The following is a 25,246-nucleotide window of genomic DNA, read 5'->3' as shown; positions in this document are numbered from 1 at the left end:
CTTCATTATTACCACATGGGAATGATTAGAAACGAGCTGATTTCGATTCGCGGCTTTCTTACGTTTTCTGGATGATTGTAAATAATTTGGGACATATGTGCAGAACCTAAGGAAACAGCGTGAGATTCGGAATTTAGTGAAACGAGGGGTGGTAACATGACCAGCGAACCATATTTAAAGGTGGAGGATGCCAAGAAGTGTCTGCAAGAACATCTACGTAATATCGGAGATATCGAGCAGCGCGAGCTGAAGAATGAAGGGGAGCACGCGTTATTGATTTATCTTAAGAGCATGTGCGATCCCATCATGATTAACGAAAATTTGATTAACCGTTTTTATGAGCTGAAATCCTTGGATCTATATGACCAATTCCTCCGGTCCTTTCCCTCAACCGTGGAGCCGAAAGATGAACAGGAATTGCTCCGGAATATACTTAGGGGCTGCGTTGCCGTATTTCTCCGGGACAGCGTGCTCCTGTTTGACGCCGTATTGGTTAATGCAGGCGCGATCCAGCCTGCCAGTACGGAGAATGTCATTCAGGGTCCCGATGATTCGTTTACGGAAAATATCGAAGTGAACCTGAACCTGATTCGCCACCGTTACCAAACCGCGAATTTAAAAACAGAATTCATGACCGTCGGCAAACTATCGCAGACCCGAATCATCATTATGTACGATGCCTGCAAAGTGGATGAAACGGTATTACAGGAGCTCAAAAAGCGATTGTCCGAGCTCAAAGCGGATATTGTGCAATCGGCGTCCGAAATCGAGAGACATACGATGCATCCTAAATTTCGTTTGTATCCGACACTCATGCTAACCGAACGCCCTGACCGGGCTGTATTGAATATTTCCCAAGGAAAGATTGCAGTATTGATGGACTCAACGGGGTATGCGCTTATGCTGCCGGCCATATTCAATGATTTCTTCACGGCGATGGATGACAAAATCCAGCTTCCCCCGATCGGCTGGTTTCTCAAGGGAATCCGGTATATCGCCTTGTTTGTCACCGTGTTGATGCCAAGCCTTTATGTGGCCTTCACCTCCTATAATCCGGAGATATTGAGGATGCAGGTTACGCTGCTTATTGCGGGAAGCCGGGCTACGGTGCCGTATCCGTCCTTCTTTGAAGTGATTTTCATGCTGCTGGCGATGGAATTTCTGACGGAGGCGAGTGTTCGGCTGCCTAAAGCGATTGGTCAGACCGCTACCACGGTAGGGGGTCTCATTCTGGGAACCGCAGCTACGGAGGCGGGGTTGGTTAGTAACATCATGATTATCCTGGTTTCCGCCGTCGCGATAACAAATTTTGTGATCCCGATAACGATGATGAGCTCAGGCATCCGTGTCACGAAGTATTTGTTCATTGTACTGGCCACCTTATTCGGCTTAGTCGGTATTGTATTGGGGATGGTGGCCATGATCATGTACCTTACGAGCCTCAGGTCCTTCGGTAAACCATACTTGAAGATGTTTGCTGTGGACTGGAACAAGAAAGGAGATCAGCGAAGTGGTTAGAAATAAATATTTTTATTACCTCTTCCTGCTCAATGCAACCATCAACCTGATTAATTATGTCCCTCGCATCTTGATTACGGATCGCTTTGACGGTGCGCTGATGTCGATTCTCGTATCCATTCCAATCGGCACATTGCTATTGTTTACTTTCGTAAAGCTGATTCAAAAATTTCCGGGACAAGGGCTGCCGGAGATTTTCCACTCGGTTATGTCCAAGTGGGTATCCGGCATCCTGCTTTTTTTATACGGACTCGCGTGGTTTTTCTCCAGCGTGATTACCTTGGTCAGTTTCGTTGATATTACCTCTCGCTACATCAGTCCGGATGTGTCTCCCTATATTGTTCTGGTGGGATTTCTGGTGGTGGTTGGACTTAGCGCGAGGCTGGATTCCGAGTCCATTATTTATGCCCTGGAGATGATTCTGTACATCTGTGTGCCTATCATCGCCTATATGTCATGGCGTGTCTTCAGCAATCCCTATTTCAGCTGGGATTCCGTAAGGCAAATCATAACCTATGCATGGAATATGCCCAATTATGAAACGGTGGCGGCGGCAACTTTTATTTTTACGGGCTACGTGAACATGGTGGTATTCAATCGGATATTTCACCGATTCAGAGTACGCCATATTTGGGCGATTGTGGTGGTCAGTATGCTTACCCTTCTGGTATCGATCTTTGCACCTATTGGCATATTGGGCGCTGCGGGCGCCGGAGGACACGTATATCCTGCCTTCTCGACGGTAGACTCGCTTCGGATTCGTTATTTCATCATTGAGCGGATGATTTATGTCTTCTATGTGGTGTATATGTGCCTCTCCCTCGTGAATTCCATCATTCACTGGCATGTGGGCAAGGATCTGATTCTGGGAAGCTTCGGATTAAAGGTCGATAAGGGCGAAGCGATGACAAAAAGGAGGAAAATCGAATGGTGGGTGATTCTCCTCTTTTCCCTGATTACCTTCGGCACGTCGTTTATCGTGGATCAATACATATTAAATGATATGGCGATTGTCTTTCTGGATGTTCGTTTCGCAGGAGAATTCCTGCTCATTGCGCTGTTATTCTATGCGGTATGGAGGAAAAGGAGGAAGAAGGCATGAAAGACCTGAAACGGTGGCTGGTCTGGCTCATGTGCTGCTCTTTTTTGTTTCTGTCGGGATGTGATTTTAGGGATATCGATCTCAGACTTTTTGTAGTGTCCATTGGCATTGATGTCTCGAAGGAAAATCCCGGCATGAACCGATTCAGCTTCAAAATCGCGATTCCTTCGGGAGACCCGAAGACCGGGGATAAGAAGTCATTGCTTATTACGCAGGAAGCGACAAGCATCGCTGAAGCAATCAGGGAGGTTAAATCCAAAGTAGATAAGGAGCTTGACTTCGGACATTGCAAGGGAGTTATGTATGGCGAAGCATATGCCCGGGAAAATATCGGTAAAATTCAAGACTGGACCGTTCGGAGGCGAGATATGCAGCTGCTGATGTACCCAGGGGTTGCTGTTCCTACAGCGGAAGCCGTATTAAAGGCTGAACCCCCAACCGAGCGGATTGCCGGAAACGCGATATTTCTGGCGCTCAGTGAGGATGGGACGGAATCCCCGTTCATTACCAAGACATACTCCTTCGATCTGACCCGCCGAATGATGGAGGAAGGTGAAGATCCGGTTATGCCCGTCGTGGAAACAACCGACGAACAAGTTCTGAATATCAACAAGGTAGCCTTGATGGATAAAAGCAAGGTGAAGGTGATTCTGAATCAGGAGGAAACCAGGCTGTATAACCTGCTTGACCTCCGAAATTTAAGCACCAATTTCGGGACGAGGGTTGAGGGAGAATTGCTTGAAGTGAATACGGACAGGACCCGGGCTAGATATAAGATCACAACGGATAAAGCAGGGGAAGAAACCATTGAGTACAAGATTCGGATAACGGCGATTTTGGAGGAGAAGGAGGATCCCGAACAACTGGATCCGAAGGATCTGCGTAAGATCGAAGAGCAATTTAGCAAGGAAATATCCCAATCGGTCAAAAAACTGCTGGAGAAGATTCAAAAAACAGGCCTGGATCCGCTCGGTTTCGGCCTCCGATATGGAGGCACGCACTGGAACAATCAGACGGAGATGGAGGAATGGCGTGCCATGTACCCCCATATCAAGTTTAATGTAGCGGTCAGGTTAAGGATAAAGTCGACCGGTTATAAACGTTAGACAAGGCACAACTGTCTATCGTACAGGAAGATGTTACAATAAAGAATAAGCATCTATCTTGTATGAAGGAGGTTTCACATATGGAATTTAGAAGATTGGGCGGAAGCGGACTGAAGGTTAGCGATATCAGTCTCGGGAGCTGGCTGACGTACGGGGGATATGTGGAACGGGAGAATGCCGTGAAGTCGATTCAGACCGCGTATGGACTCGGCGTTAATTTTTTTGATACGGCGAATGTGTATGCGCAAGGGGCGGCTGAGGTGGTTGTCGGGGAAACCTTGAGAGCTTTCCCACGGGAGTCCTATGTCCTGGCCACGAAGGTATTCGGCAAGATGGGGGACGGACCCAATGATCAGGGCCTTTCCCGCAAACATATCAGAGAGCAGTGCGATGCGAGTCTGAAGCGGCTGGGTACCGATTACGTCGACATCTATTACTGCCATCGATATCATGAAGAAACACCGCTAGAGGAAACGCTGCGGGCGCTGGATGATCTTGTCCGCCAAGGCAAGGTGCTCTATATAGGCGTCAGTATGTGGACCGCTGCCCAGATGGAAGCGGCACTGGCCGTTGCGGACCGGTATTTGCTGGATCGCATCGTGGTGAATCAGCCGCTGTACAACATGTTCGAGCGTAAGATCGAGGAGGAGATCATTCCTTTAGGTGAGAAGAAGGGTATTGGACAGGTGGTCTATTCTCCTCTAGCTCAAGGGCTTCTGACTGGCAAGTACGCCTCCAAGCAAGCCGTGCCGGAGAACAGCCGCGCATCGAAGATTGGAGCCGACCGGCTCAAAATGAGTGAAGACCGCATTCAGAAGGTGCAGGCTCTGGGTCTCCTTGCAAGCGAGCTGGGTATGACCGTCGGCCAATTGGCCCTGGCCTGGATTCTGCGTCAGAATAACGTAGCCAGTGCGCTGGTGGGCGCCAGCCGTCCGGAGCAGGTGGAAGAGAATGTGAAGGCCTCCGGTATGAAGCTGTCTTCGGATACGCTGACTGCCATTGATGAAATACTGAAGGCGGATTCGAATTAAGAAAGAATCAAATCATTGATTTCGGGAGCGGAGCATACGCGGTTGCGCCCGCTGTCCTTGGCGCGGTACAGCTCGCGGTCCGCTTGCTGAAGCAGCTCCCTTGCATTTTTCGACCGAATCGTATCGGGGTGCACAGCAACTCCAATCGACACGGTGATCCGAATCTTGGTTCCGTCTTCCAGGACAAAGATATGGTCCGCTACGGCGGCCCGGATTCGTTCCGCAATAGCGGCCGTCTCGTCGATGGTCGCTTCCGGAACCAGCACCGAGAATTCCTCCCCGCCGTTGCGTGACACTTCGTCAAAAGAACGGGAATGCTCCCTCATCACTTTGCTGAGCTGCTGCAAAACGGCATCTCCGGCCGCATGGCCGTAGGTGTCGTTTATTTTTTTGAAGTGATCAATGTCCACGATAAGAACACCCAGCCGTTCGCTGAAATGCTGGGCTTCGAGAAAACGTTCCGACAATAGCTGCTCGAACTGGCGTAAATTGTGAAGACTGGTCAGGTAATCCGTCTCCGCATTTTTCTTCAACTGCAGAAATAGTTGATTGGACGTGTTGATATACTCGGTCAGCATGTAGATGACCACCGTGGCGAGCATGGATATGATGAGGTGCTGCGTGAAGACGGTATACACCTTGTGGTGGTCCGGGATATTCATCCACATGATACATAGGAGCACCAGCATGCTCGATACGCTCATGAGCAGCATTTTACTTAAACGATTCCAACGGGTACGAGAAAGCGTCCCGCAGATGATGCCGATCAGGAGCATGCCGGCTCCCGCAATGGCAGAGGAAGCGGACAAACCGAACAGGATCAGCCGCCCGAGTGCAATTAGCACGCCGGCAATTAGGGACGGAAGCCAGCCCAGGTAGCTGGCGATCACGACAATGGCCAGATGCCGCAGATCCGCAAAAAATCGGGGGTCAATCGGGAAAGAATAATACATCAAGATGATCCCGTAAATGCCAAAGAGCAGTCCGGCGTTGATCTTAACGTTGATGGACGGTGTCACAACGCCTGTTACATATTTTTTGGACAGCAGTCCGGATAAGTATAAGAAAGTCACAAATATACAAAAGTTGGTAAATAGTATATTAGTCATGGGGGATCATTCCTTTCATGTACCTTGCACAAGAGCGGCAAGGCGATGAAGACATTCACCCCCTATTTTATCGGAAAATGGAATTGTATGTCGAATATCAAATGCTTTATTTTGTTAATTTTGAGGAGCCTCTAAAGGCAGGAGAACTTCAAACATCGTCCGTTCCGTATCACTGGTCACCTGAATCGTGCCATGATGGGCATCTACGATGGTTTTGACGATAGCCAAGCCAAGGCCGGAGCCGCCGGTTTGATCGGTACGGGATTCATCCGCCCGGTAGAACCGCTCGAACAGATAGGGGATTGCATATGGGGGGATCGGGGGACCGTAATTGATTACCTGTACAATGGCAAACTTCGCATCACTTGATACCTTCAAATCCACCACCCCGGCCTCTCGCCCGTGCCGTACCGCATTGGACAGCAGATTCTCGAAGGTACGCATCAGCTTATCCCCATCCGAGGAGATTATGATTTTCTCCGTTTCAGGCGTGAAGAAGACTTGTACTCCTCCCTGCTGCCCGGTTAGCGAAAAGTCTACGGCCAATTGTGCGAGCAGCTCCACCAAATTAATGTCAACCCGGTTTATCGGGGAGTACCCCATCCGGGTGTATTCAAACAAATCGTTCACGAGTCCGCCCAGGCGCAGCGACTTATCGTACGCGATATCGGTATAATACCGGAGTTCGACCTCATCCTTGTAATGGTCTTCATTGACCAGCCGCAAGTACCCGATGATGGAGGTGAGGGGGGTACGCAGATCATGCGATACGTTGCTGATCAGCTCGTTCTTGGACTGGACTGCCATCCGCTCCTCTGCCAGCGATAGCTTCAGCTGCTTGGCCATTTGATTGATTTGCGTTGCCATCTGGCCCAGTTCGTCATTCGAGCTGACGATAATCTCTTGGTCCAATTCGCCCTTTGCCAAACGCTTTGTTCCCTCCATTAAGTGATTGATTTGACGAATGGTGCCCTGGCTCAGGAGCAAAACCATGCAGATAAACAGCACGATGCCGATGATCGTCGGGATGATGGGAAAACCGAAGAAATCCTCCAGAATACGATCAACTCTGAATAGGGTGTTTACCCAGGGCTCCTTCCAGTATTCCCGGCCGATCAATCGGATGATCTGCTGCGCGATGAACAGTATGGACAGGGTCAGGGCTCCACCGACAAAAAACAGCGTGATGATTTTCCATTGCAGCTTACGCATGGATTTTGTACCCGACGCCCCATACCGTTTGAATGAGCTTATAACCCAGCTCCTTCTCGAGCTTGTCCCGCAGGTTGCTGATGTGCACCATAACCGTATTATTGGAGACGTAATATTTCTCCTTCCAGACCTGCTGGAAAATATCCTCGGCGCTAAAGATTCTCCCCGGTTGGCGAGCAAGCAAATACAGAATTTCGAATTCTCTTGCCGTCAAAGAGATCGCTTTGCCATTGGCCGTTACTTCATGTGTTGTTCGGTTAATGTCGAGCCCGTCAATCTGGATCCGGTCGCTGTCCTCCCGAAACAGTTCGGCATTGTACAGGGTGGAGCGCCGCAGCAGTGTTTTGACGCGAGTCGTCAGCTCCAGCGGATTGAACGGTTTGATCATATAGTCATCCGCGCCGGTCATCAGCCCCAGTATTTTATCCATGTCTTCACTCTTGGCGCTCAGCATCAGGATGGGTATGGACGAGGTTTCCCGGATTCTGCGGCAGGTGTCAATCCCGTTCAGCTTTGGCATCATGACATCGAGAATCACGAGATCCACCGTACCACCGTGCGTGGCCATCGCCAGCAGTGCTTCCTCCCCGTCATGGGCTTGGATTACGCGGTAACCCTCATTCTCCAGATAAATGGAGATCAGCCCGGATATTTCTTTATCGTCATCTACGATTAATACGCTTCTCATTGTGATATCCTCCAGTAAAACATCCATTGGAAACGATGATTCCATACGAACAGTGTACCCTAAATCAACCGCATAAAGTGCAGATTTGCCTTCAAAAATAGCGAGTTTTTGTGCAATTATCATTTAAAAAGGCCGGCGACGAGATTCGATAAAATGCCTTGACGATCGAATCCGTAATCCATCAGTTTCCGGGTTTCCTTAAACCGCTGATCTGCATCCCCGGTTCCCATCACGACGGATATCAGTCGGTTCCCACCACGCGACGCCGTTCCAGTAAAGCAATAACCGGCAGAGCGGGTATACCCGGTCTTAAATCCGTCATTACCCTCGTAAGAATATGGCTCCCCAGGGAGCATGAGATTGGTGGTATGCAGGGAAAGCTTCTTCTGCGGTACAGGCAAATCGCGCTGGCTCGTTACCTCGAGTAGATCGGGATGTTTGTTCACCAGCCATCTGGCCAGCATGGCCGTATCCCTGGCAGTCATGACGGTATCCCCTTCGGAGGCCGCTTCGGCAAAAGGAACCAGGTCTGCGGCAGGCAAACCAGATGCATTGGCGAATACGGTCCGATCAGAAAGGCCGATTTCCTTCGCCCGGGCATTCATGGTGTCCACGAACCGGGCCTCCGACCCGCTGAGATGCTCTGCAATAGCTACAGCCGCATCATTGGCCGAATGAATAATGAGCGCTTCGAACAGCTGCCTCAGCGTATAATGTTCGTCTTCATGCATGCCGATGGCCGAACCGGGCACCTCTGCGGCATATCGACTAATCGGCACGTTCTCGTCCCAACCATGCTGCCCGGAACGAACGGCATCCAGCACCAGCAGCTCCGTCATCATTTTGGACATGCTTGCGGGAGGAAGGGGTAGATCGGCATGCATCGCATAAAGCACGCGACCGGTATCTGCATGAATCAGGATGGCCGAGCTCGCTTTGATGGGAGGCGGAATAAATATCTTCGCGATGAACACGACCAACAGAATGACGAGAAACAGCAGAAGGAGCAGACTTAAACGTGCTCGTCCCTTTCGGCGTTTTATTCGTTTGCTTCGAATCGTGCCGGTTTGCTGACGGGATCGTTCAGGGGATGACGGTACTTGATTGGGATACTTGCCTATGGATTCCATGGCGGTCGATCGCCTCCTTTGGCGGGCTATACGTTTCATCGTTTATGTATGTTCTAATGCTAACCATACAAGCTAAAGGAATTTTTAATTGAATCTAAAGAAATCTTAAAGATTACCAGGTGCAATTTCGGCAAGGGATGTTGACCTTGAGAAGAATAGGATTTATACTTGATCTAAAAATAAATTAAAAGGGTGAATACCTTGAAATCTTTAAATCTGACGACGCAACGCCAAGCGGTGTACGATGTCCTACGGGAATCGCATGATCATCCGACTGCTGCGGATATCATGAACCGGTTGGTGGAGAAAGGATATAATTTGGCGTACGGGACGGTTTATAATTCCCTTCGTTATTTGACGGATAAGCAGTTGATTCGAGAATTGAAGCTGGGCGAGAGCGCGAGTCGGTACGACGCCCGTACTGATGATCATCAACATATTATTTGTGAAGTATGCGGTAAAGTGGACGAGGTCATGACGGAGGTGCCAGAGGATTGGGCTGCTACGGTAGCCGGTGAAACCAATTACGTCATCCATCATGCTCACGTCGTATTCGGGGGGGTGTGTCCAGAATGTCAAACCAAACGGAAGAAATGACGGCACTGGGAACGGTCTATTCGTTTCCTGATTTCCAGTCCGGCAACCTGTATGTTCGTCCGACGACGCCGATGGCGATAGGGGATGCTTGTCCTACAACCCTGCGGGCTGCGTTACTAAGCCGTTCGCCCGGACGGGTGAATGAAATGTTCATTACCTTGACCGAGAACTGCTTCGAGGTGATGATGTTCCGTAAATGGGAACCGCGTCTTCAGTCGGCACTCAATACAGGATTGATTATTGCCGATATGACGGGCTGCCGGAATATGACGGCGTTCAACAAGGAGAAGGAGCTCCTGCTGCCCGAGCATTCCTCTATTCCGATTCTGTACCTTGTAGGGGAAGAATTAATGAGCAATGCGGGCTCAAGCCTGTTGAACGAAGAGCTCATGGTATGGCCTGCCCGTTCCAAAGATACGATGATGTATCAGGTGCAGCGAACCATCCGATTGTTCTCACCGGCTGCCGGATTGTCAGGTGGAGAAGAGGTCATGCGAGGCCTTGTTTATAAAGACTTATCCATTGATCGGGATAAAATGACGATCCACCGGGGCAGCACTCCGATCCATTTGACCAAGACAGAGTATCATTTGCTGATGCTCCTGCTGGACAGCGAAGGAGCCGTATGCACGCGTGAGGACCTGATGTGCAAAATTTGGGATACGGATTTTATGGGCGGCAGCAACGTGGTCGACGTCCATATCAAAAGCTTGCGTAAAAAGCTGAGCGACAACGCGGGAGCCCCGCGTTATATTGCAACGGTTAGAGGAGTGGGATACCGCCTGGCGGACTAATCCCCCTCCCTTTTTTTGTACATTCACCGCACTCTAGAAGGTTCATCCGAACTTCATATTACGATCATAAAAGGGTCATATAACACTCATGCGACAATCATGATCCAATGGATTCTCCAATGATACAATCAATTCATAAATTTAGATTCAGTCTAAAATCAATTATAGAAATGATGGAGGGTTCATATATGGATAGAATGACAACCAATCAAGGGGCTCCGGTTGGAGATAACCAAAACTCTAAAACGGCAGGACGCCGCGGACCAACGCTGCTTGAGGATTATCATCTGATCGAAAAAATCGCCCACTTCGACCGTGAACGGATACCGGAGCGCGTCGTTCATGCCCGTGGGGCAGGTGCACACGGCACATTTGTTGTGGAGAATGACATGAAGCCTTATACGAAAGCGGCATTCCTGCAGGAAATCGGTCAAGAAACTCCTGTGTTCGTTCGCTTCTCAACGGTTATTCATGGAACGGGGTCACCGGAAACAGCACGCGACCCGCGCGGATTTGCCGTGAAGTTCTATACGGAAGAAGGCAACTATGACATTGTAGGGAACCATATCCCTGTCTTCTTTATTCGGGACGCAATCAAATTCCCTGATATGGTGCATTCCTTGAAACCTTCGCCGGAGACCAACATCCAGGAGCCCGGCCGGTACTGGGACTTCATGACGCTGTCCCCGGAATCCACGCATATGATGACCTGGGTGTTCTCCGATCACGGCACACCGGCGAACTATCGCGAGTTGGATGGCTTCAGCGTCCACGCCTTCAAGTGGGTGAATAGCGAAGGCAAAGTGACCTACATTAAATACAAGTGGGAGTCTGCACAAGGCGTGAATACGCTGAATGCAGACGAAGTGGTCGAAGTCCAGGGCAAGGACTTCAATCACGCCACCCGTGATCTTCATGAGCACATCTCAAACGGGAATTTCCCGAAATGGCGCCTGCAGGTGCAGCTGATGTCCCCGGAAGAGATGGATGAATTGTCCTTTGATCCGCTGGATCCTACAAAGACCTGGCCGGAGGACCGCTTCCCGTTCGTAACGGTTGGCACAATGACCTTGAATCGCAATCCGCAGAACTTCTTTGCTGAAGTGGAGCAGGTCGCTTTCTCCCCAAGTGCGTTGGTGCCTGGCATCGAGCCGTCGGAGGATAAATTGCTGCAAGGCCGGTTATTCTCTTATCCGGATACGCAGCGTCATCGACTGGGTGCGAATTATTTGCAGATTCCGATTAACTGCCCATATGCTCCTGTGCGTAATCATCAACGCGATGGCTTGATGAACGTGAATCAAGATCCGTCACCGGTAAACTATGAGCCGAACAGTTATACAACAGGCCCTGTGGAAGATCCGTCTGTAACTGAAAGCGAAGCACCGCTCATCGGGCGTGTCGTTCGCCAGCGTATCGAGAAAACGGATGATTTCACACAGGCCGGAGAGTTGTATCGTTCGTTTACCGAGCAGGAGAAGGATCATCTGATCCGCAATCTGGTTGATGACCTGAGTCAGGTCAAATCCGATATTCAGCTTCGTGCCGTATGCAATTTCTACCGTGCGGACGCCGAATACGGCGCACGACTCGCTGCCGGGCTTGGTGTAGACCTAAGCGCATTCATCCCTTCCAATCAGTCGAAGTAACGTAATCTGAACGTATAAGAGCCAGCCACCTTGGTTTCCGCTGTGCAGGATGGATGGCCATTATATAGACGGTAATCTAGGATTGCCGGCAAGAGGGGTACCCGTTTAACAGGGTATCCCTCTTTTTATGGAATTAATTACCTATACATGCTGCATAATGAATGGTTCAGGAGATGCCGATAAGTTGAAGGGAGTATTTTTATAGAAGACAGGCGAGATTCACTGCAGTTTAGAAAGGAAAGAAACCCATGAAGAAAAAAAGTGCCAATCGTATTCGAAGAAATCTGATTCTCACATTTCTCCTCGTGCTCCTTGTGCCCAGCTGCGCCATCGGTATTATCACCTACCGTGATGCCAAGGGAACGATCGAGGATGAAATTCTGCGCAGTGCATCGCTGAGCGTTGATACGGCGAATGAGATTATTAACCACACGCTGCAATCCAAGTTTGATGACCTGAATTATTTAAGCAGCACGATGAAGTCTGCGGAAATCGACAAGGAGCTTAAAGCGCAAGCAGGTTCAACAATCAATGCGCTGAAGCAGTACTTGGGACTTCATCCGGAGACGGTGGACGTATTTATCGGTACGGCGCAGGCTGGAATTATCAAGGCATCGAGTGAAAAGCTGCCGCCGGGCTATGACCCTAGACAAACCGGTTGGTACCAGGAGGCGATGAATGCATCTGGCCAACCGATTATTACAGCCCCCTATGCTTCGAATGCAGGCTCACTGATTGTTGTAACGATCGCCCAGATGCTGCCTGACGGCAAAGGCGTCGTGGGCATTGATCTCAACCTCCTCAGCATCCAGAGTCTGGTCGAGGTGCAGGTAGGTAAAGAAGGCTACACGATGGTGCTGGATCAAAACCACAAATATTTGTTTCACCCCGATTATGAAGCAGGGACGGACGCGTTGGCTGAGGAAACCTGGATCTCCAAGATGTATGAGCAGCCGACCGGTCATTTTCACTATGTTCATGACGGCATGGAGAAACAATTGAATTACATTACAAATGAACGAACCGGCTGGAAAATTGCCGGGACCATGTATGTTCAGGAAGTCGACGACGCCGTTAATGGCATCCGCCATACGATGATTGTGGTCATGACCGTGTCGCTGCTAACCGCCTTAATTCTGGTGACTTGGAATGTAAGCTCAGTGATCAAGCCGATCCGCCGTATGCGCCAAGCGACCGAAGTTATTAGCGGGGGGGATCTGACGCTTCGCATGAAAGGCTTCAAGCGAGACGAGATTGGAGAATTGGCCGATCACTTCCAGCAGATGGTGGATAGTCTCAGAGACATGGTTCACGGGGTCAAGGCGATGACGGAGAATGTTTCCGCATCTTCCGAGGAATTGTCCGCAAGCGCCCTGCAAAATACAAGCGCCGTCGAGCATGTCACGTCTTCCATTCAGGAGGTTGCCGCCGGCAGCGAACGCCAGTTGAACGCCGCGGAGGAAATTCTGAAGCGCATCCTTCAAGTATCCAGGCATGCTGATGAGATTGCAGAAGTGTTGGAGAAGGTTACAGACGCCATGAACCAGACGGAGGAATTGGCCCAGGAAGGGAACAAGACGGTGATTACCGCAGCAGCGACGATGCAGGATATCGATCATGCGATGAACGATTTGAATGGGGTTATCCATCAGCTGTCTGAGCGGACCGAGGAGATCGGAGGTATCGCTTCGGCCATTACCGACATTGCCAAGGAGACGAGCCTACTGTCGCTGAATGCCTCAATCGAAGCTGCGAGAGCCGGGGAGCAGGGCAAAGGATTTGCGGTTGTGGCCGCCGAAATCCGTAAGCTTGCGCAAAGGTCGGAAAGCTCAGCGGATTACATTTCAGGGCTGATTGCAGGGATACTTGCAGAAGTGGAACGAACCATCGAGGTGACGGAAGCCGCCAAGCAGAAGGTGTCGGACGGCGTTGACGCAGCGGATCTGACCGGGCGCTCCTTCTCCCGTATCAAGAAGGCCGTGAATACGGTGTCCGGCCAGGTAAGAACCACTTCGAAAGCGGCTAAGGAATTGGCTCAAGATACGGCCTCCACGAAAAAGTCCGTTGAAGATATCCGCGGGGTGTCAGAGCAAACGTCCAGTCAGACTCAGACGATATCGGCTGCCTCTCAGGAACAGCTTGCTTCCATGGAAGAGGTGAGCGCGTCTGCTGCAGATTTAAGCCGGTTAGCCGAAGAACTGCAGGAGATGGTGAAACGCTTCAAGATTTAAGAGTTTCCGGGGCGTGCAGTATGTCTCGAATATTTCATGTTGAAGCAGCAAGGGAACTTATATTCCTTTGCTGCTTTTTGGTTTGTGGCAGGAAAGGGGGGCTTTTTGAAGAATAAGACCAAAGTGACTTTATCTATAGGAGCAGGGCCTTTATACTGGAGTCAACTGCTAGAAGCGTAAGATTAACGGATCCACAAGCTAGAAATGATGAGAGTGGGGCATATAACATGGCACAGCATATGAAAGATCGGATCGTCGCTTTGGCTGGTCCGCGCAAGGCGGCAGACATGGCTAAGCTGGTGGAGAAGATGGGAGGAACCGCGCTGCTTCGTCCGGCCCAGGGAACCGTATTTTTGGATGATGAAGTATTGCGCCGTTCGATCGAAGCTTGGCTCAAAGCGCCTGCACCGTGGGCGATATTTACGACGGGAATCGGCCTGGAAGCCATTTATGATACGGCCGAACAGATGGGCCTTTTGGATACATTGAATGAAACGCTGCAGCGCACCTCGATTGCGGCAAGAGGGTACAAAACGGCAAATGCGCTGAAAAAACGCGGCCTGGCGCCAGTCGTCCGAGATGATGATGGCAGTACATCGGGGCTGATCCGGTCACTTGCGCCGCATGACTTGTCGGGCAAGCGCGTCATTCTACAGCTGCACGGCGAATCTGCCCCTAAGCTGGTGGAGTGGCTGGAGAGTCGCGGGGCGGTAGTAGAGCAGATCCTGCCGTATAAGCACATTCCGCCGCTGGAGGAGGATGTTTCGCAGCTCGTGGAGGAAATTGTGGGCGGCAAGGTTGATGCGGTTGCTTTTACAAGCGCGCCCCAGTTCCGTTTTCTTGCGGATTATGCACGTGCCCACGGCAAGCTGGAGGCTGTGCTTGAGGCATTCCGCGGACCGGTCCTGGCCGCCGCTGTCGGCAAGGTTACGGCCCAGGGGCTTCGCGAGGAAGGCATTGAACGCATGGTGGTTCCCGAGGAAGAGCGAATGGGCAGCATGATGGTGGCGCTTGGCCGCTACTTTGCTCAAAGCCAAGAATAATGTCATGATATAACGTAATGAAGTTGGGGAGATTTCATTCCATGCCAGCTTCTTCATGCATGTTCCCAGGGATCATGTGAAATATTGAGTAGTAATATAGGAGGATGACCGATGGATAAGAGAAAAGCATTGCTGCTTGGCAGCTACACCCACCCGAAGTTTCATCCGCTGCAAGGCATCGATAAACAAGTGACACATCTGCTGAACGACATGTTCACCGTGCAGTGCACGGAAAATCATAAAATGCTGCATGAAAGCAATCTTTACCCTTACGAGCTCTGCATCGCCTACAGCGACCTATGGGATGAGCGCGTCTCGCCCCGGCAGACCGCAGGCCTGTTGTCTTACGTAAGCGGCGGCGGCGGCTTGCTCGTGATTCATAACGGCGTTACGCTGGCCAATCGTTATGAGCTGGCGCAGCTGATCGGCGCCCGTTTTGACGGACACCCGCCCATGGAGAAGCTGTATTTCGTTCCAGGGGAGACCGATCACGATATTACGGAAGGCGTGGAGCCTTTTGTGCTCGATGAGGAGCCTTACCGATTCATATTCAGTCCGTTTACGGAAAAAACCGTGCTGCTGCATTATGAATATGAAGGGAAGCAGTGGCCTGCCGCCTGGTGCCATACGTATGGCATCGGACGCGTGGTTTTCTTGATGCCGGGCCACCACGAGCCGTCCTTTCTCCAGCCTCAGCTGCGTTTAATGATTACGCAAGCGGCCAAGTGGGCGGCGCGGGTTCCGGGTTAAGGCATTTCGAAATGATGGGCAGGAGGGACGCGCGTGAGCGGGAAGATACTAATTGTTGAGGATGAAGCGAAAATATCCCGTTTGCTTGAAATCGAGCTGGAAAGTGAAGGATACCAGGTCACCAAGGCAGACAACGGGCTGGATGCGCTGGAGGCATACCGCAGTCAGGACGTGGATTTAATTCTGCTGGATGTCATGCTACCCGGAATGAGCGGGATTGAGCTGCTGCGGCGCATCCGTGCCCATGACTCGCACACCGCCGTGCTGCTGCTGACAGCCAAGAGCTCCGTTGAGGATAAAGTATCGGGGCTTGATCTAGGAGCCAATGATTATATAACGAAGCCGTTTCAGATCGAAGAGCTGCTGGCGCGGATTCGTGCTGCGCTGCGGCTTCAGGGTAAGCAGGATCCGGAAGAGCAGGCGGCAGGAGAGTGGCTTACGGCAGCGGATTTGAAATTGAACGAAGGCACGCGGGAAGTCATTCGCGATGGCAGAAGGATCGATCTGACGCCGCGTGAATTTGACTTGCTCGTCTATTTACTGAAGAACAAACGGCAGGTGCTGAACCGCGAGCAGATTCTCGCTGCCGTATGGGGATACGATTATTACGGCGACACCAACGTCGTCGATGTGTATATACGATACGTCCGCAAGAAAATCGATCATGATAGCGCAAATGAGCTCATTCACACCGTCCGCGGCGTCGGCTACGTGCTCAAAGAGACCCCATGAAGCTGAGCAGTAAAATCCACCTCTATTCGTCGGTGCTGATGGCGGCCATTCTGATAGTCATGAACTTATCCGTGTACTATGTGTTTAGCAAAATGACGGTGGACAGCCAGCTGGAGCAAGCGGAAGCGGAGGACTCTAGAATTTCGCGGGAAATGGCCAAAGCCGCGGATACGATTCCGGCGAGCGATCTTCTACGAAGCTATGTCCCTCTGGACGGGAAGATTCAATTGCTCGGGCCCGATGAAAGCTATCTGTCCACTTCAGTGACTCCCTCCGGGGAGGATATGGATGATCTTAAGCTGCCGTACGATACGCAGAAGCAGGTGAAGGTCGTCGAGTATGATAATATCCGGTATACGATGGTTTCTCTGCCTATCATTTGGAGAGACGGGGTCGTGGTAAATATACAGGTGGCCCGCAGTCTTGCCGCTACGATGGAGACGCTCCAAGTGCTGCGCATCGTACTGGTTGCCGTAACCGCGATTGCCTTGGTTCCGGTCATCCTTTCGACGCGAATATTGGGACGTTTGATCGTACAGCCGATTACGGCTTTGATCCGTACGATGCGGGAGATCCGGCAAAGCGGGCGGTTCCGGCGCATCGAGCTGAAGGAGAGATCGAAGGATGAATTGGTGGAGATGGGGGCTGCGTTCAACGACATGATTACGCTGCTGGAGAGCAATCATGCGAGGCAGGAGCAATTCGTGTCCAACGCTTCCCATGAGTTAAAGACGCCGCTCACTATCATCGAGAGTTACGCAAGTCTGTTAAAGCGACGAGGTCTGGACCGGCCGGAGTTGTTCATGGAATCCGTGGAAGCGATCCATTCGGAAGCAATTCGGATGAAGGAGATGACGGAGCAGCTGCTGCTGCTTGCCCGCAATCAGGATCAATGGCAGGTCGAGATGGAGCAGGTGGATCTCGTGGCATTATCGGAGTCATCTGCGCGTGCCTTTCGCGATGCCTATAACCGCACGGTGGAGGTTGAAGCTGATGGCGAGGTTCTCGGCTGGACGGACAGCCGCAGGCTGAAGCAGCTCTTGTTCATTCTGCTGGATAATGCGCGCAAGTACAGTGACGAACATATTGTCATCCAGGTTGGCAAGAAATCTTCAGAGGTTTATATCCGGGTCATCGACCGCGGAATCGGCATTGCCAAAGAGGAGCTGGAGCACGTGTTCGACCGTTTCTACCGGGTGGATGAGGCTCGTACCCGCCGGGGCGGGGGGGCCGGTCTTGGTTTGTCCTTGGCGAAGGATATCGCTGAGGCCATCTCGGCTTCGATTGAGCTGGATAGTCTGCCGGGTGTCGGTACAACCGCCACGATCCGGCTGCAAGAATCGAAATAAAAGGCTAAAACGTTCCTTTTTCTCATCGTATTCTAACTATGCTGCGCTATACTGACGGTAAAGACAGATTGTATCCGAGGTGATTCGATGCGTAAAAAAGTCAGTCTGCTGCTGGGTATCGTGATGCTGGTAGCGATTATGATTATTGTGAATGCGGTATGGAGTCCTTTTAGCCGTTCTACTTCCGCTATGTCAATGGATGAAGTGGTGGAGGAGGTGCTCTCCCAATATCCTGGCGGCGAAATAACGAAGACCGCGCTGGACGGCGGGGTGTATCGTTTAGAGCTTCAGTCGGGTACCGGAACATATGAGATGACGGTGGATGCTCGTCAAGGTGATATCGTGTCCATAGAGCAGCGGGATAAGACCGCTGTGAAGCCAGATCCTGAACCGGCTGGGCCAAGGGAGCCGGATCAGCCAACGGAACCGGATCAGCCAACGGAACCGGATCCAGACACTCCTCCTTCCGAGCCAGCGGATAACGGTGGCAAGGGAGCAGCGGAGGGAGCTGCGGGCGGGGAAAGCGGAAACAGAAGCGGCACTTCGGAACCGCCTGCAACGATGATTACCAAAGAATACGCGATCAAGCTTTCTTTAGACAAGGTACCCGGAACGGTGGAAGATGTGGAATATCGCGAGAGTAAGAGCAGCCGTTACTATCTGGTGGAGATTGAGAGAGCGGACGGGCGTGAAGCGACCATTCAAGTCCATGCCATTACCGGTAAGATCATGACGGTGACTTGGGATGATGAGGACGACGATGAATAAATGAGAGGTCTTGTCCGCGTTTTCTCATCGTTTTCTAATCTTTCTCTCCGAAAGCTCTCATGTTGAGACGGTATATTGGTTTTGTAGAGATCAACAGGAGAGAAGAATGAGGAGGCGTAATATGATGAAGAAAAAAATATGGTGGGCAGGCGCACTGTCCGTAGCTATCGCGGCGAGTGGAGTATACGGTTATAACGCTGTACAGGCGGCAGGATCAGGACAGACGACTGCAGCGGGAACTCAGGCAGCAACGAAGCAACAGCAGCAGCTGATCGGAATGGAAAAAGCGGAGCAATTGGCACTGGCTGCTGCCAGCGGCAAAGTGGAGAGCATTGATATAGACCGAAAAAAGGGCAAGCTGGTGTACGATGTGGAGATCCAGCAGAATAACCGGGACGTGGATGTATGGATTGATGCCTATACCGGCAAATCCCTTGGCGTAAGAGCCGACCAGGATGACGATGATGATGATCGTGATAACCTTCCAGGCAATCTGATCGGTGCCGGCAAGGCATCCGCTATCGCAGTTAAACACGCTAAGGGCGGTACGGCTGTGGAAGTGGATCTGGACCAAGATGACGGCAGATGGGTGTATGACGTCGAAGTGAAGACGGCAAACGGATCATCTGACGTAGAAGTCCATGCGATCAGCGGTAAAGTGATCAAGGCAGAGTATGAGAAATACGACGACCATGATGACGACGATGACGACCATGATGATGACTATGATGACCATCACGATGGGGATCATGATGATCGCGACGATCATGACGGGGATGACGACTAAGCCATTCTTCAACTGCATGAGATAACACCATAAGCGAACAGGCGGGATCATTTACTTTCCCGCCTGTTCGTTTTTTTAATTGTATTTTACATAATAAGCATGGCTGGAATGCAATTTCTTGTTAACCGATTCCGGATTCCCCTCATATTTCATGTGAAATCAGGGGAAATTGATAAGGCAGCTTCTCTATACTTATGAAAGCAAGTCCAAGGATAGATGTTTTTACCAGCGTTAAAGGTTATAATGGAACCAGACAACGACCGGGAGGGATGTACCGTGAGTGATCTTTTTAAGAAAGCCATCTCGTTAGGATTGGGCCTTACCGTGGTCAGCAAGGAAAAAGTAGAGAAAATCGTGGATGATCTGGTCAAACGCGGGGAGCTTGCTCCTGCGGAGTCCAAAGCGCTTGTGAACCGTCTCGTCGAACGCGGCGAAGAGGAGCAGTCGCAGATCAAGAACTATATTTATGAACAGGTGCAGCGTGTATTGTCCGATCTGGATGTTCCCAAAGAGAGTGATGTCGCCAGCCTGGAACAGCGCATTGCTACTCTGGAGAAGAAGGTTGTAGAACTGGAAGGATCGCGGCAGGAATAGATGGCGGTCCGAATTCGACATGCCGGACGTTACCGGGAAATCGCCATGGCGCTCATGCGTCATGGCTTTGGCTATATGGTGGAGGAGATGGGACTGTTTCATGTTCTGTCGCTGCCTGTCCGCTGGAGTTCCAGGGAACAGCCGGAGACGATTACGCTCGGGGAACGCATCCGGCGAGTGCTAGAGGATCTTGGCCCCGCCTTTGTGAAGCTCGGACAGTTGGCGAGTACAAGATCGGACCTGCTGCCTGACCATATTATCCAGGAATTGGTGAAGCTGCAGGAACGGGTGCCTCCATTTTCTTCTACGAGCGCAAGGGAGCTGATTGAGCAAGAGTGGGGTATGCCGATCGATGAAGTGTTGAGTGAGTTTGAAGACAAACCGCTGGCAGCCGCCTCGATTGGGCAGGTCCATGCCGGGAAGCTGAAATCCGGAGAGCATGTAGCGATCAAGGTTCAGCGGCCCGGTGTAGCCCGGATGATCGGCCGTGACTTGGAGATATTGCGGGATTTAATCTCGATTGCCGAGCGCCACTGGGAATGGGTGAAGCAGTACCGTGTGGACCGGATCGTTGACGAATTTGCCAGAGCGATGATGGCCGAGCTGGATTACAGCCATGAAGCCCGAAACGCAGAGAAGATAGCCTCCCAGATGCCTGAGCATGAATATATCCGCATTCCGCGGATTTATTGGGAGTACACGTCATCTAAAGTCCTGATGATGGAGTATGTCGATGGCCTCACCTTAAGCCGGAGGCAGGAGATCGTGGACAAGGGACATGATCTGAAGGCGATCGCTGAACATTTGATCGATGGCATGCTGCAGCAGATATTTATTGAGGGATTTTTTCATGCCGACCCTCATCCGGGGAATTTACTTGTCAGAGAGGACGGCAAGCTGGTCTTTCTGGATTTTGGGCTGGTGGGTCATCTCAGCGAAGATATGAAGGACCATCTGTCCGGACTCATTATTGCCTTGATGCGGCGGAATTCGGAAGGGATGATCCGGGCGGTTTCCAGAATGGGTTTGATCCCGGACGATTGCGACATGGATTCGCTCCGGTCAGACATGGACCGGCTGCGGGGAGAGTATTATGATGTCCCTTTCGCTCAAGTGCGTATCGGTAAGGCACTGACGGATCTGTTTGCCGTTGCCCAGCGGCACCGGATTATGCTGCCACCGGATATGACGCTGCTTGGCAAATCATTGCTGACGCTCGAAGGGGTCATCGAGATGCTGGACCCGAGTCTGAGTATTATCGATATGGCGGAGCCTTTTGGCCGAAAGTTGTTAAAGAAGCGGTATAATACCCGCCGGATCAGCAGGAAGGTGCTGGACGGGGTAAGCGGACTTGCCGAGAGCCTGCTTGATCTGCCCGGACAGGCCAGGCAGCTGTCGGCCCTGATCAGCAAGGGGAAACTGCGGGTGGAGATCAGTGTTCCCGAACTGCAAACCCTAATGCGCAAGCTGGATCAGATCAGTAACCGGCTCTCCTTCAGCATTGTGCTTCTGGCTTTCAGCATCATCATGGTGGGTCTGATTATCGGTTCGTCGCTCAGTCGAGAGCCGATGATGCTGTGGAGTTTCCCCGTGATTGAAGTCGGATTCATTGTGGCCTTGCTCATGGTTGCATGGCTGTTATATGCCATTTTCAAATCCGGCAGGTTCTAGGTAGATTCGGCTCTTGCCCGCTTGCGCTGCTGCACCCAAGTCTGGACTCCGATGAGGATCCATTCTATGAGGTGAAAGAATAAGGCAATGAGAAGCGCTTGCAGCCAGCCGCCGACAGGAATACCGGGCACGATCAGAGACGCTATGTACAGCAAAACCGTGTCGGTCACAACGGTAACCGCCTGTTTGATATAGATGGAGGTATCCTTGCGAAGCAGCAGCCTTAGCAGGGTGATAACCAAAGGATGAAGGATGCCTTCGAAGATCAGGAACCCGATCAGGATGGTGAGCGAGAAGCCGAGCCATACGCCTTGACCGCCGTAAGCCAGGATTTCACCTGATCCGGATGGATCTGATATGGGGAACCACCGGGCATATAACATCGCAAAGAGTTCTAACGGTATAATAATAAAGGCCGACAACAGCGGGATAAGCCACAGCTTCTTTCGTAAGGGTACGGTAGGCTCCCCGTCGCGTCTTGAAATATAATTCATCATCAGATTGATAAGGCCGAACAGAATCATCAGGATGAGTGCTGACAGAATGATCTGTATGGTATGCATATCGGGGACACCTCCTTAGTTGGTGTAAACTGGATTTCTATATCATAGACATTACCAAAGTCAGGGTCTTTTGTCAGTTGAAAAGAAATACAACGACAACGTTTGTTCTTCTTAGAAACGAATTCTATCGACATTTTGTCGGACTTATATGTAAGTATGTTTGTTTGCTAAATCCAATTGATTTGACGCAACAGATGCTAAATAATTTAAATGAGGTGGAACGTTTGCCGAACTTTCAACAGCTGGGCATTGACGAACAAAGAGTACGGAAACTGAAGGAGCAGGGAATTGCCGTGCCGACTCCGGTACAGCAAGAGAGTATCCCGCTGCTGCTGCAAGGAAAGGACGTTATCGCCCGGGCAAAGACCGGCACAGGTAAAACGCTGGCTTTCATGCTGCCGATTCTGCAGCAACTCGATCCGAAGCGGGCGTACCCGCAGGCGCTCATTATTGCGCCGACACGGGAATTGGCATTGCAGATTACGGAAGAAGCCAAGAAGCTGACGGCCGGCGAGCCGGACGGGATCAAAATTCTGGCGGTCTATGGCGGTCAGGACGTGGAGAAACAGCTGCGCAAGCTCGAAGGCGGCCGACATTTGATCATCGGAACACCGGGCCGATTGCTGGACCATTTACGCCGGGGCACGCTTGAGCTGGGTGGTGTGAAGCAGCTGGTACTGGACGAAGCCGACCAGATGCTGCACCTGGGCTTTCTGGATGAGGTGGAGGCACTGATGCACGCGCTTCCGTATCGGCGCCAGACGATGCTCTTCTCGGCCACGATGCCTGCCGGCGTGAAGCAGCTTGCCGGCAACTATATGAAAGACCCCGTCGATATTGTCATTAAGGGGGCTTCCCCGATTCCGCTGGAGCAGATCCAGCAGGTTGTGGTCGAGTGTACAGACCGTTCCAAGCAGGATGCCCTGCGCGCGATGATTGAGGAGCATAACCCTTTTCTCGCGATTATCTTCTGCCGGACAAAGCGCAGAGCATCAACATTGAATGAAGCGCTGCTGGCCCATGGGTATCAATCGGACGAGCTGCACGGCGACCTGTCCCAAGCGAAGCGGGAAGCGGTCATGAAGCGATTCCGGGAAGCCAAGCTGCAGCTGCTTGTCGCAACGGACGTTGCTGCGAGAGGGCTTGACGTCGAGGGCGTGACGCATGTCTTTAACTACGATATGCCTCATGATGTTGAAAGTTACATCCATCGTATCGGACGGACCGGACGGGCCGGTGGGAACGGGATGGCTATCACGTTTGCTGCCGGTAAGGATCTTAATGATCTACAGCGCATAGAGGAAGGAATTTCCCTGCGCTTGAAGCGAGTCCGATATGATTCCAGTGCTGGAGGCCTTCGGGAAAGCACGGGCGGCTCAGGCAGAGATACAGGCAGACCGGGAAAAGCTAGAAACATCTCTTCGCTTGAAGCCGATCAGGAACGCGGCCAAGGCAGAAGCCGAGCGGATCGCGGTACGGGTTCAGGGCGGAGCCGCGGCAGCGAGCAGAGCAGAGGAAGGGCCGGATCGTCACGCAGAGATGAACGTGGATCCGGACGGGCAGGAAACCGTGACGGCCGTGTAGACGAGGGACGCGGACAATCTGCGGCTGGAGGCCGCAGCAGTGGCAGTCGTGACGGCGGGCGTGCAGGCGAAGGCCGCGGACCATTGTCGGCTGGAGGTCGCAGCAGTGGCAGTCGTGACGGGGGACGTGCAGGCGAAGGCCGTGGATCACAGGCCGGAACACGCGGCGCCAGCAGCCGTGGACCGTCCAGAACCGAGGGGCGTGGAAATCAAGGCGGTCGCGGCGGACAGGGCGGTACCCGATCCTCTGAAGGCCGTGCTGCAAGAGGCCAGAGTGGTGGCCGGCGCGGTGGACGCAGCCGCTAGAAGTTCCAGAAAAATTTCAGGAAGCATCTGTTTCAATCCGGAAGATCCTGTTTAAGTAGAGAGCGTTACCCAGTCAATGACAAGGAGGCGTTACCATGTCTGAACATAATCATGTAGTGAACAAGCAAGGTGAGCTGGATGTGAGTAAGGTCAGTGACGCAATGGACCGGATTGATGATGGGGAGAAGGAGAGAATCCTGGCCGATTTTGATGCCTTCCAATCCTATTTGAACAAGCGAATTCAGCTTGCCGAGAGCATTGGATTGAATGAAGAGCAGCTGGCGCAGGCAGCAGAAAAGGTGGCTGGTTATCTGGCTGCAAACGAGGAGCCTCGTAATTCCGAAGAGAAGCTTCTTCAGGAGTTATGGAAGGTCGGAACCCAAGCGGAGCAGCATCAGCTGGCTCATCTGCTTGTGAAGCTGGCTCAGAAACGAACGGCTCAATAAGGCAAAGCGTGAGATGGAAATCCTTCCCGGCTGACTTGCCGCGGAAGGATTTTTGGGTTCAAGAGTAGTAATTAACATACTTATAAGGATGTAGGGATGTAATGATGTAAGGATGTAGGGATGTAGAGGTGGATATTAATTTCTATACATAATATGCATGCAAGCTAGACGTGCTGGTTCGCCTCCGCCTTCGGTATCATATCGAGGTGCGGTGCAATGAAATGGTACTCAGGTGCAACGAAATGGTACTCAGGTGCTACGAAATCGCTATGACGATGGCCAGAACCCTGCCGAACGCCGAGGCTAACGGACATCAGATACGTTATTTCCCTGTTATGAGGTCCATTTATCGTTCTAGCGGACACCAAAGCCGTTATTTGGCCTGAAAACAGCCGAAATATCGTCTTTCCAGATAAATAACGGATCTCCTGTCCGTTCGATTCGCTTAAAACCCCATTTTTTGCGAAATAACGTCTCCTGAGTCCGT

23 protein-coding genes are annotated in these 25,246 nt (G+C 51.5%); 18 read left to right on the top strand and 5 right to left on the bottom strand.

The window, feature by feature from the left end; genetic code table 11:
- Positions 1–156 precede the first annotated feature (156 nt).
- The 4 genes from M4D81_RS26780 to M4D81_RS26765 all read left to right on the top strand — a co-directional run bounded on the left by M4D81_RS26780 (position 157) and on the right by M4D81_RS26765 (position 4,757).
- Positions 157–1,518, top strand: a complete 1,362-nt coding sequence (locus M4D81_RS26780) for a spore germination protein (RefSeq protein ID WP_260068636.1) — start codon at positions 157–159, stop codon at positions 1,516–1,518.
- Entirely contained in the window at positions 1,511–2,620 is a 1,110-nt protein-coding gene (locus M4D81_RS26775) for a GerAB/ArcD/ProY family transporter (protein ID WP_260068635.1), read from the top strand. The genes M4D81_RS26780 and M4D81_RS26775 overlap by 8 nt, the downstream gene beginning before the upstream one ends.
- Positions 2,617–3,726, top strand: coding sequence for a Ger(x)C family spore germination protein (locus tag M4D81_RS26770; protein ID WP_260068634.1), 1,110 nt, complete (start codon positions 2,617–2,619; stop codon positions 3,724–3,726). The genes M4D81_RS26775 and M4D81_RS26770 overlap by 4 nt, the downstream gene beginning before the upstream one ends.
- A gap of 80 nt (positions 3,727–3,806) precedes the next feature.
- On the top strand, positions 3,807–4,757 hold the full coding sequence (locus M4D81_RS26765) for an aldo/keto reductase family protein (protein ID WP_260068633.1): 951 nt from the start codon (positions 3,807–3,809) through the stop codon (positions 4,755–4,757).
- Here M4D81_RS26765 and M4D81_RS26760 read toward each other — a convergent pair.
- The 4 genes from M4D81_RS26760 to M4D81_RS26745 form a co-directional block, all read right to left on the bottom strand.
- Complete coding sequence (locus M4D81_RS26760) at positions 4,754–5,866, bottom strand: GGDEF domain-containing protein (protein ID WP_260068632.1); 1,113 nt, start codon at positions 5,864–5,866, stop codon at positions 4,754–4,756. The genes M4D81_RS26765 and M4D81_RS26760 overlap by 4 nt on opposite strands.
- A gap of 114 nt (positions 5,867–5,980) precedes the next feature.
- On the bottom strand, positions 5,981–7,078 hold the full coding sequence (locus tag M4D81_RS26755) for a sensor histidine kinase (RefSeq protein ID WP_260068631.1): 1,098 nt from the start codon (positions 7,076–7,078) through the stop codon (positions 5,981–5,983).
- The gene (locus M4D81_RS26750) at positions 7,071–7,766 is read right to left on the bottom strand and encodes a response regulator transcription factor (RefSeq protein ID WP_260068630.1); all 696 of its coding nucleotides are present in this window, start codon (positions 7,764–7,766) and stop codon (positions 7,071–7,073) included. The genes M4D81_RS26755 and M4D81_RS26750 overlap by 8 nt, the downstream gene beginning before the upstream one ends.
- 119 nt (positions 7,767–7,885) lie before the next feature.
- Positions 7,886–8,896 (bottom strand): D-alanyl-D-alanine carboxypeptidase family protein, encoded by a 1,011-nt coding sequence (locus tag M4D81_RS26745; RefSeq protein ID WP_260068629.1) that lies wholly within the window; start codon positions 8,894–8,896, stop codon positions 7,886–7,888.
- A 201-nt stretch (positions 8,897–9,097) separates the two neighbouring features.
- Here M4D81_RS26745 and M4D81_RS26740 point away from each other — a divergent pair, with 201 nt between their 5' ends.
- The 12 genes from M4D81_RS26740 to M4D81_RS26675 all read left to right on the top strand — a co-directional run bounded on the left by M4D81_RS26740 (position 9,098) and on the right by M4D81_RS26675 (position 21,861).
- The gene (locus M4D81_RS26740) at positions 9,098–9,493 is read left to right on the top strand and encodes a Fur family transcriptional regulator (RefSeq protein ID WP_071218814.1); all 396 of its coding nucleotides are present in this window, start codon (positions 9,098–9,100) and stop codon (positions 9,491–9,493) included.
- Positions 9,469–10,287 carry a winged helix family transcriptional regulator gene (locus tag M4D81_RS26735; RefSeq protein WP_194539989.1) on the top strand — a complete coding sequence of 273 codons (819 nt, stop codon included), beginning with the start codon at positions 9,469–9,471 and terminating at the stop codon, positions 10,285–10,287. The genes M4D81_RS26740 and M4D81_RS26735 overlap by 25 nt, the downstream gene beginning before the upstream one ends.
- Before the next feature lie 188 nt (positions 10,288–10,475).
- Entirely contained in the window at positions 10,476–11,936 is a 1,461-nt protein-coding gene (locus M4D81_RS26730) for a catalase (RefSeq protein WP_260068628.1), read from the top strand.
- A gap of 248 nt (positions 11,937–12,184) precedes the next feature.
- Positions 12,185–14,167, top strand: a complete 1,983-nt coding sequence (locus M4D81_RS26725; RefSeq protein ID WP_260068627.1) for a methyl-accepting chemotaxis protein — start codon at positions 12,185–12,187, stop codon at positions 14,165–14,167.
- Between the two features lie 227 nt (positions 14,168–14,394).
- Positions 14,395–15,210 (top strand): uroporphyrinogen-III synthase, encoded by an 816-nt coding sequence (locus tag M4D81_RS26720; protein ID WP_260068626.1) that lies wholly within the window; start codon positions 14,395–14,397, stop codon positions 15,208–15,210.
- 111 nt (positions 15,211–15,321) lie between these two features.
- Positions 15,322–15,960 (top strand): ThuA domain-containing protein, encoded by a 639-nt coding sequence (locus tag M4D81_RS26715; RefSeq protein ID WP_071218819.1) that lies wholly within the window; start codon positions 15,322–15,324, stop codon positions 15,958–15,960.
- Between the two features lie 33 nt (positions 15,961–15,993).
- Complete coding sequence (locus M4D81_RS26710; protein ID WP_260068625.1) at positions 15,994–16,692, top strand: response regulator transcription factor; 699 nt, start codon at positions 15,994–15,996, stop codon at positions 16,690–16,692.
- Positions 16,689–18,041, top strand: coding sequence for a sensor histidine kinase (locus M4D81_RS26705; protein ID WP_260068624.1), 1,353 nt, complete (start codon positions 16,689–16,691; stop codon positions 18,039–18,041). The genes M4D81_RS26710 and M4D81_RS26705 overlap by 4 nt, the downstream gene beginning before the upstream one ends.
- An 87-nt stretch (positions 18,042–18,128) precedes the next feature.
- The gene (locus tag M4D81_RS34740) at positions 18,129–18,809 is read left to right on the top strand and encodes a PepSY domain-containing protein (protein WP_311200710.1); all 681 of its coding nucleotides are present in this window, start codon (positions 18,129–18,131) and stop codon (positions 18,807–18,809) included.
- A gap of 121 nt (positions 18,810–18,930) precedes the next feature.
- Positions 18,931–19,596, top strand: a complete 666-nt coding sequence (locus M4D81_RS26685; RefSeq protein ID WP_260068623.1) for a PepSY domain-containing protein — start codon at positions 18,931–18,933, stop codon at positions 19,594–19,596.
- A gap of 276 nt (positions 19,597–19,872) precedes the next feature.
- A complete protein-coding gene (locus M4D81_RS26680) occupies positions 19,873–20,190 on the top strand; it encodes a phasin family protein (RefSeq protein ID WP_071218823.1) in 318 nt (105 codons plus the stop codon).
- Positions 20,191–21,861 carry an ABC1 kinase family protein gene (locus M4D81_RS26675; protein WP_071218824.1) on the top strand — a complete coding sequence of 557 codons (1,671 nt, stop codon included), beginning with the start codon at positions 20,191–20,193 and terminating at the stop codon, positions 21,859–21,861.
- Here the strand turns inward: M4D81_RS26675 and M4D81_RS26670 are convergent.
- Positions 21,858–22,424 (bottom strand): hypothetical protein, encoded by a 567-nt coding sequence (locus M4D81_RS26670; protein ID WP_216534364.1) that lies wholly within the window; start codon positions 22,422–22,424, stop codon positions 21,858–21,860. The two genes, M4D81_RS26675 and M4D81_RS26670, sit on opposite strands and share 4 nt — an antisense overlap.
- A 194-nt stretch (positions 22,425–22,618) precedes the next feature.
- Between M4D81_RS26670 and M4D81_RS26665 the strand changes: the two genes are divergently transcribed.
- Both M4D81_RS26665 and M4D81_RS26660 read left to right on the top strand, forming a co-directional pair.
- On the top strand, positions 22,619–24,313 hold the full coding sequence (locus tag M4D81_RS26665) for a DEAD/DEAH box helicase (RefSeq protein ID WP_260068622.1): 1,695 nt from the start codon (positions 22,619–22,621) through the stop codon (positions 24,311–24,313).
- Positions 24,314–24,408: 95 nt separating this feature from the next.
- Positions 24,409–24,759 (top strand): DUF3243 domain-containing protein, encoded by a 351-nt coding sequence (locus M4D81_RS26660; protein ID WP_071218826.1) that lies wholly within the window; start codon positions 24,409–24,411, stop codon positions 24,757–24,759.
- Positions 24,760–25,246: the final 487 nt, after the last annotated feature.

This window comes from Paenibacillus sp. p3-SID867, from assembly GCF_025142895.1.
In the GTDB taxonomy this organism is placed as follows: domain Bacteria; phylum Bacillota; class Bacilli; order Paenibacillales; family Paenibacillaceae; genus Paenibacillus_AQ.
The sequence above is the reverse complement of the archived record's forward strand: the minus strand, read 5'-3'. Positions and strand labels throughout refer to the sequence as shown.

What these genes read in the sequence shown, in the direction of transcription:
- M4D81_RS26780 (WP_260068636.1), top strand. Translation starts at nt 157, where the DNA reads ATGACCAGCGAACCATATTTAAAGGTGGAGGATGCCAAGAAGTGTCTG.
- M4D81_RS26770 (WP_260068634.1), top strand. Translation starts at nt 2,617, where the DNA reads ATGAAAGACCTGAAACGGTGGCTGGTCTGGCTCATGTGCTGCTCTTTT.
- M4D81_RS26765 (WP_260068633.1), top strand. Translation starts at nt 3,807, where the DNA reads ATGGAATTTAGAAGATTGGGCGGAAGCGGACTGAAGGTTAGCGATATC.
- M4D81_RS26760 (WP_260068632.1), bottom strand. Translation starts at nt 5,866, where the DNA reads ATGACTAATATACTATTTACCAACTTTTGTATATTTGTGACTTTCTTA.
- M4D81_RS26755 (WP_260068631.1), bottom strand. Translation starts at nt 7,078, where the DNA reads ATGCGTAAGCTGCAATGGAAAATCATCACGCTGTTTTTTGTCGGTGGA.
- M4D81_RS26750 (WP_260068630.1), bottom strand. Translation starts at nt 7,766, where the DNA reads ATGAGAAGCGTATTAATCGTAGATGACGATAAAGAAATATCCGGGCTG.
- M4D81_RS26745 (WP_260068629.1), bottom strand. Translation starts at nt 8,896, where the DNA reads ATGGAATCCATAGGCAAGTATCCCAATCAAGTACCGTCATCCCCTGAA.
- M4D81_RS26735 (WP_194539989.1), top strand. Translation starts at nt 9,469, where the DNA reads ATGTCAAACCAAACGGAAGAAATGACGGCACTGGGAACGGTCTATTCG.
- M4D81_RS26730 (WP_260068628.1), top strand. Translation starts at nt 10,476, where the DNA reads ATGGATAGAATGACAACCAATCAAGGGGCTCCGGTTGGAGATAACCAA.
- M4D81_RS26725 (WP_260068627.1), top strand. Translation starts at nt 12,185, where the DNA reads ATGAAGAAAAAAAGTGCCAATCGTATTCGAAGAAATCTGATTCTCACA.
- M4D81_RS26720 (WP_260068626.1), top strand. Translation starts at nt 14,395, where the DNA reads ATGGCACAGCATATGAAAGATCGGATCGTCGCTTTGGCTGGTCCGCGC.
- M4D81_RS26715 (WP_071218819.1), top strand. Translation starts at nt 15,322, where the DNA reads ATGGATAAGAGAAAAGCATTGCTGCTTGGCAGCTACACCCACCCGAAG.
- M4D81_RS26705 (WP_260068624.1), top strand. Translation starts at nt 16,689, where the DNA reads ATGAAGCTGAGCAGTAAAATCCACCTCTATTCGTCGGTGCTGATGGCG.
- M4D81_RS34740 (WP_311200710.1), top strand. Translation starts at nt 18,129, where the DNA reads ATGCGTAAAAAAGTCAGTCTGCTGCTGGGTATCGTGATGCTGGTAGCG.
- M4D81_RS26685 (WP_260068623.1), top strand. Translation starts at nt 18,931, where the DNA reads ATGATGAAGAAAAAAATATGGTGGGCAGGCGCACTGTCCGTAGCTATC.
- M4D81_RS26675 (WP_071218824.1), top strand. Translation starts at nt 20,191, where the DNA reads ATGGCGGTCCGAATTCGACATGCCGGACGTTACCGGGAAATCGCCATG.
- M4D81_RS26670 (WP_216534364.1), bottom strand. Translation starts at nt 22,424, where the DNA reads ATGCATACCATACAGATCATTCTGTCAGCACTCATCCTGATGATTCTG.
- M4D81_RS26665 (WP_260068622.1), top strand. Translation starts at nt 22,619, where the DNA reads ATGCTAAATAATTTAAATGAGGTGGAACGTTTGCCGAACTTTCAACAG.
- M4D81_RS26660 (WP_071218826.1), top strand. Translation starts at nt 24,409, where the DNA reads ATGTCTGAACATAATCATGTAGTGAACAAGCAAGGTGAGCTGGATGTG.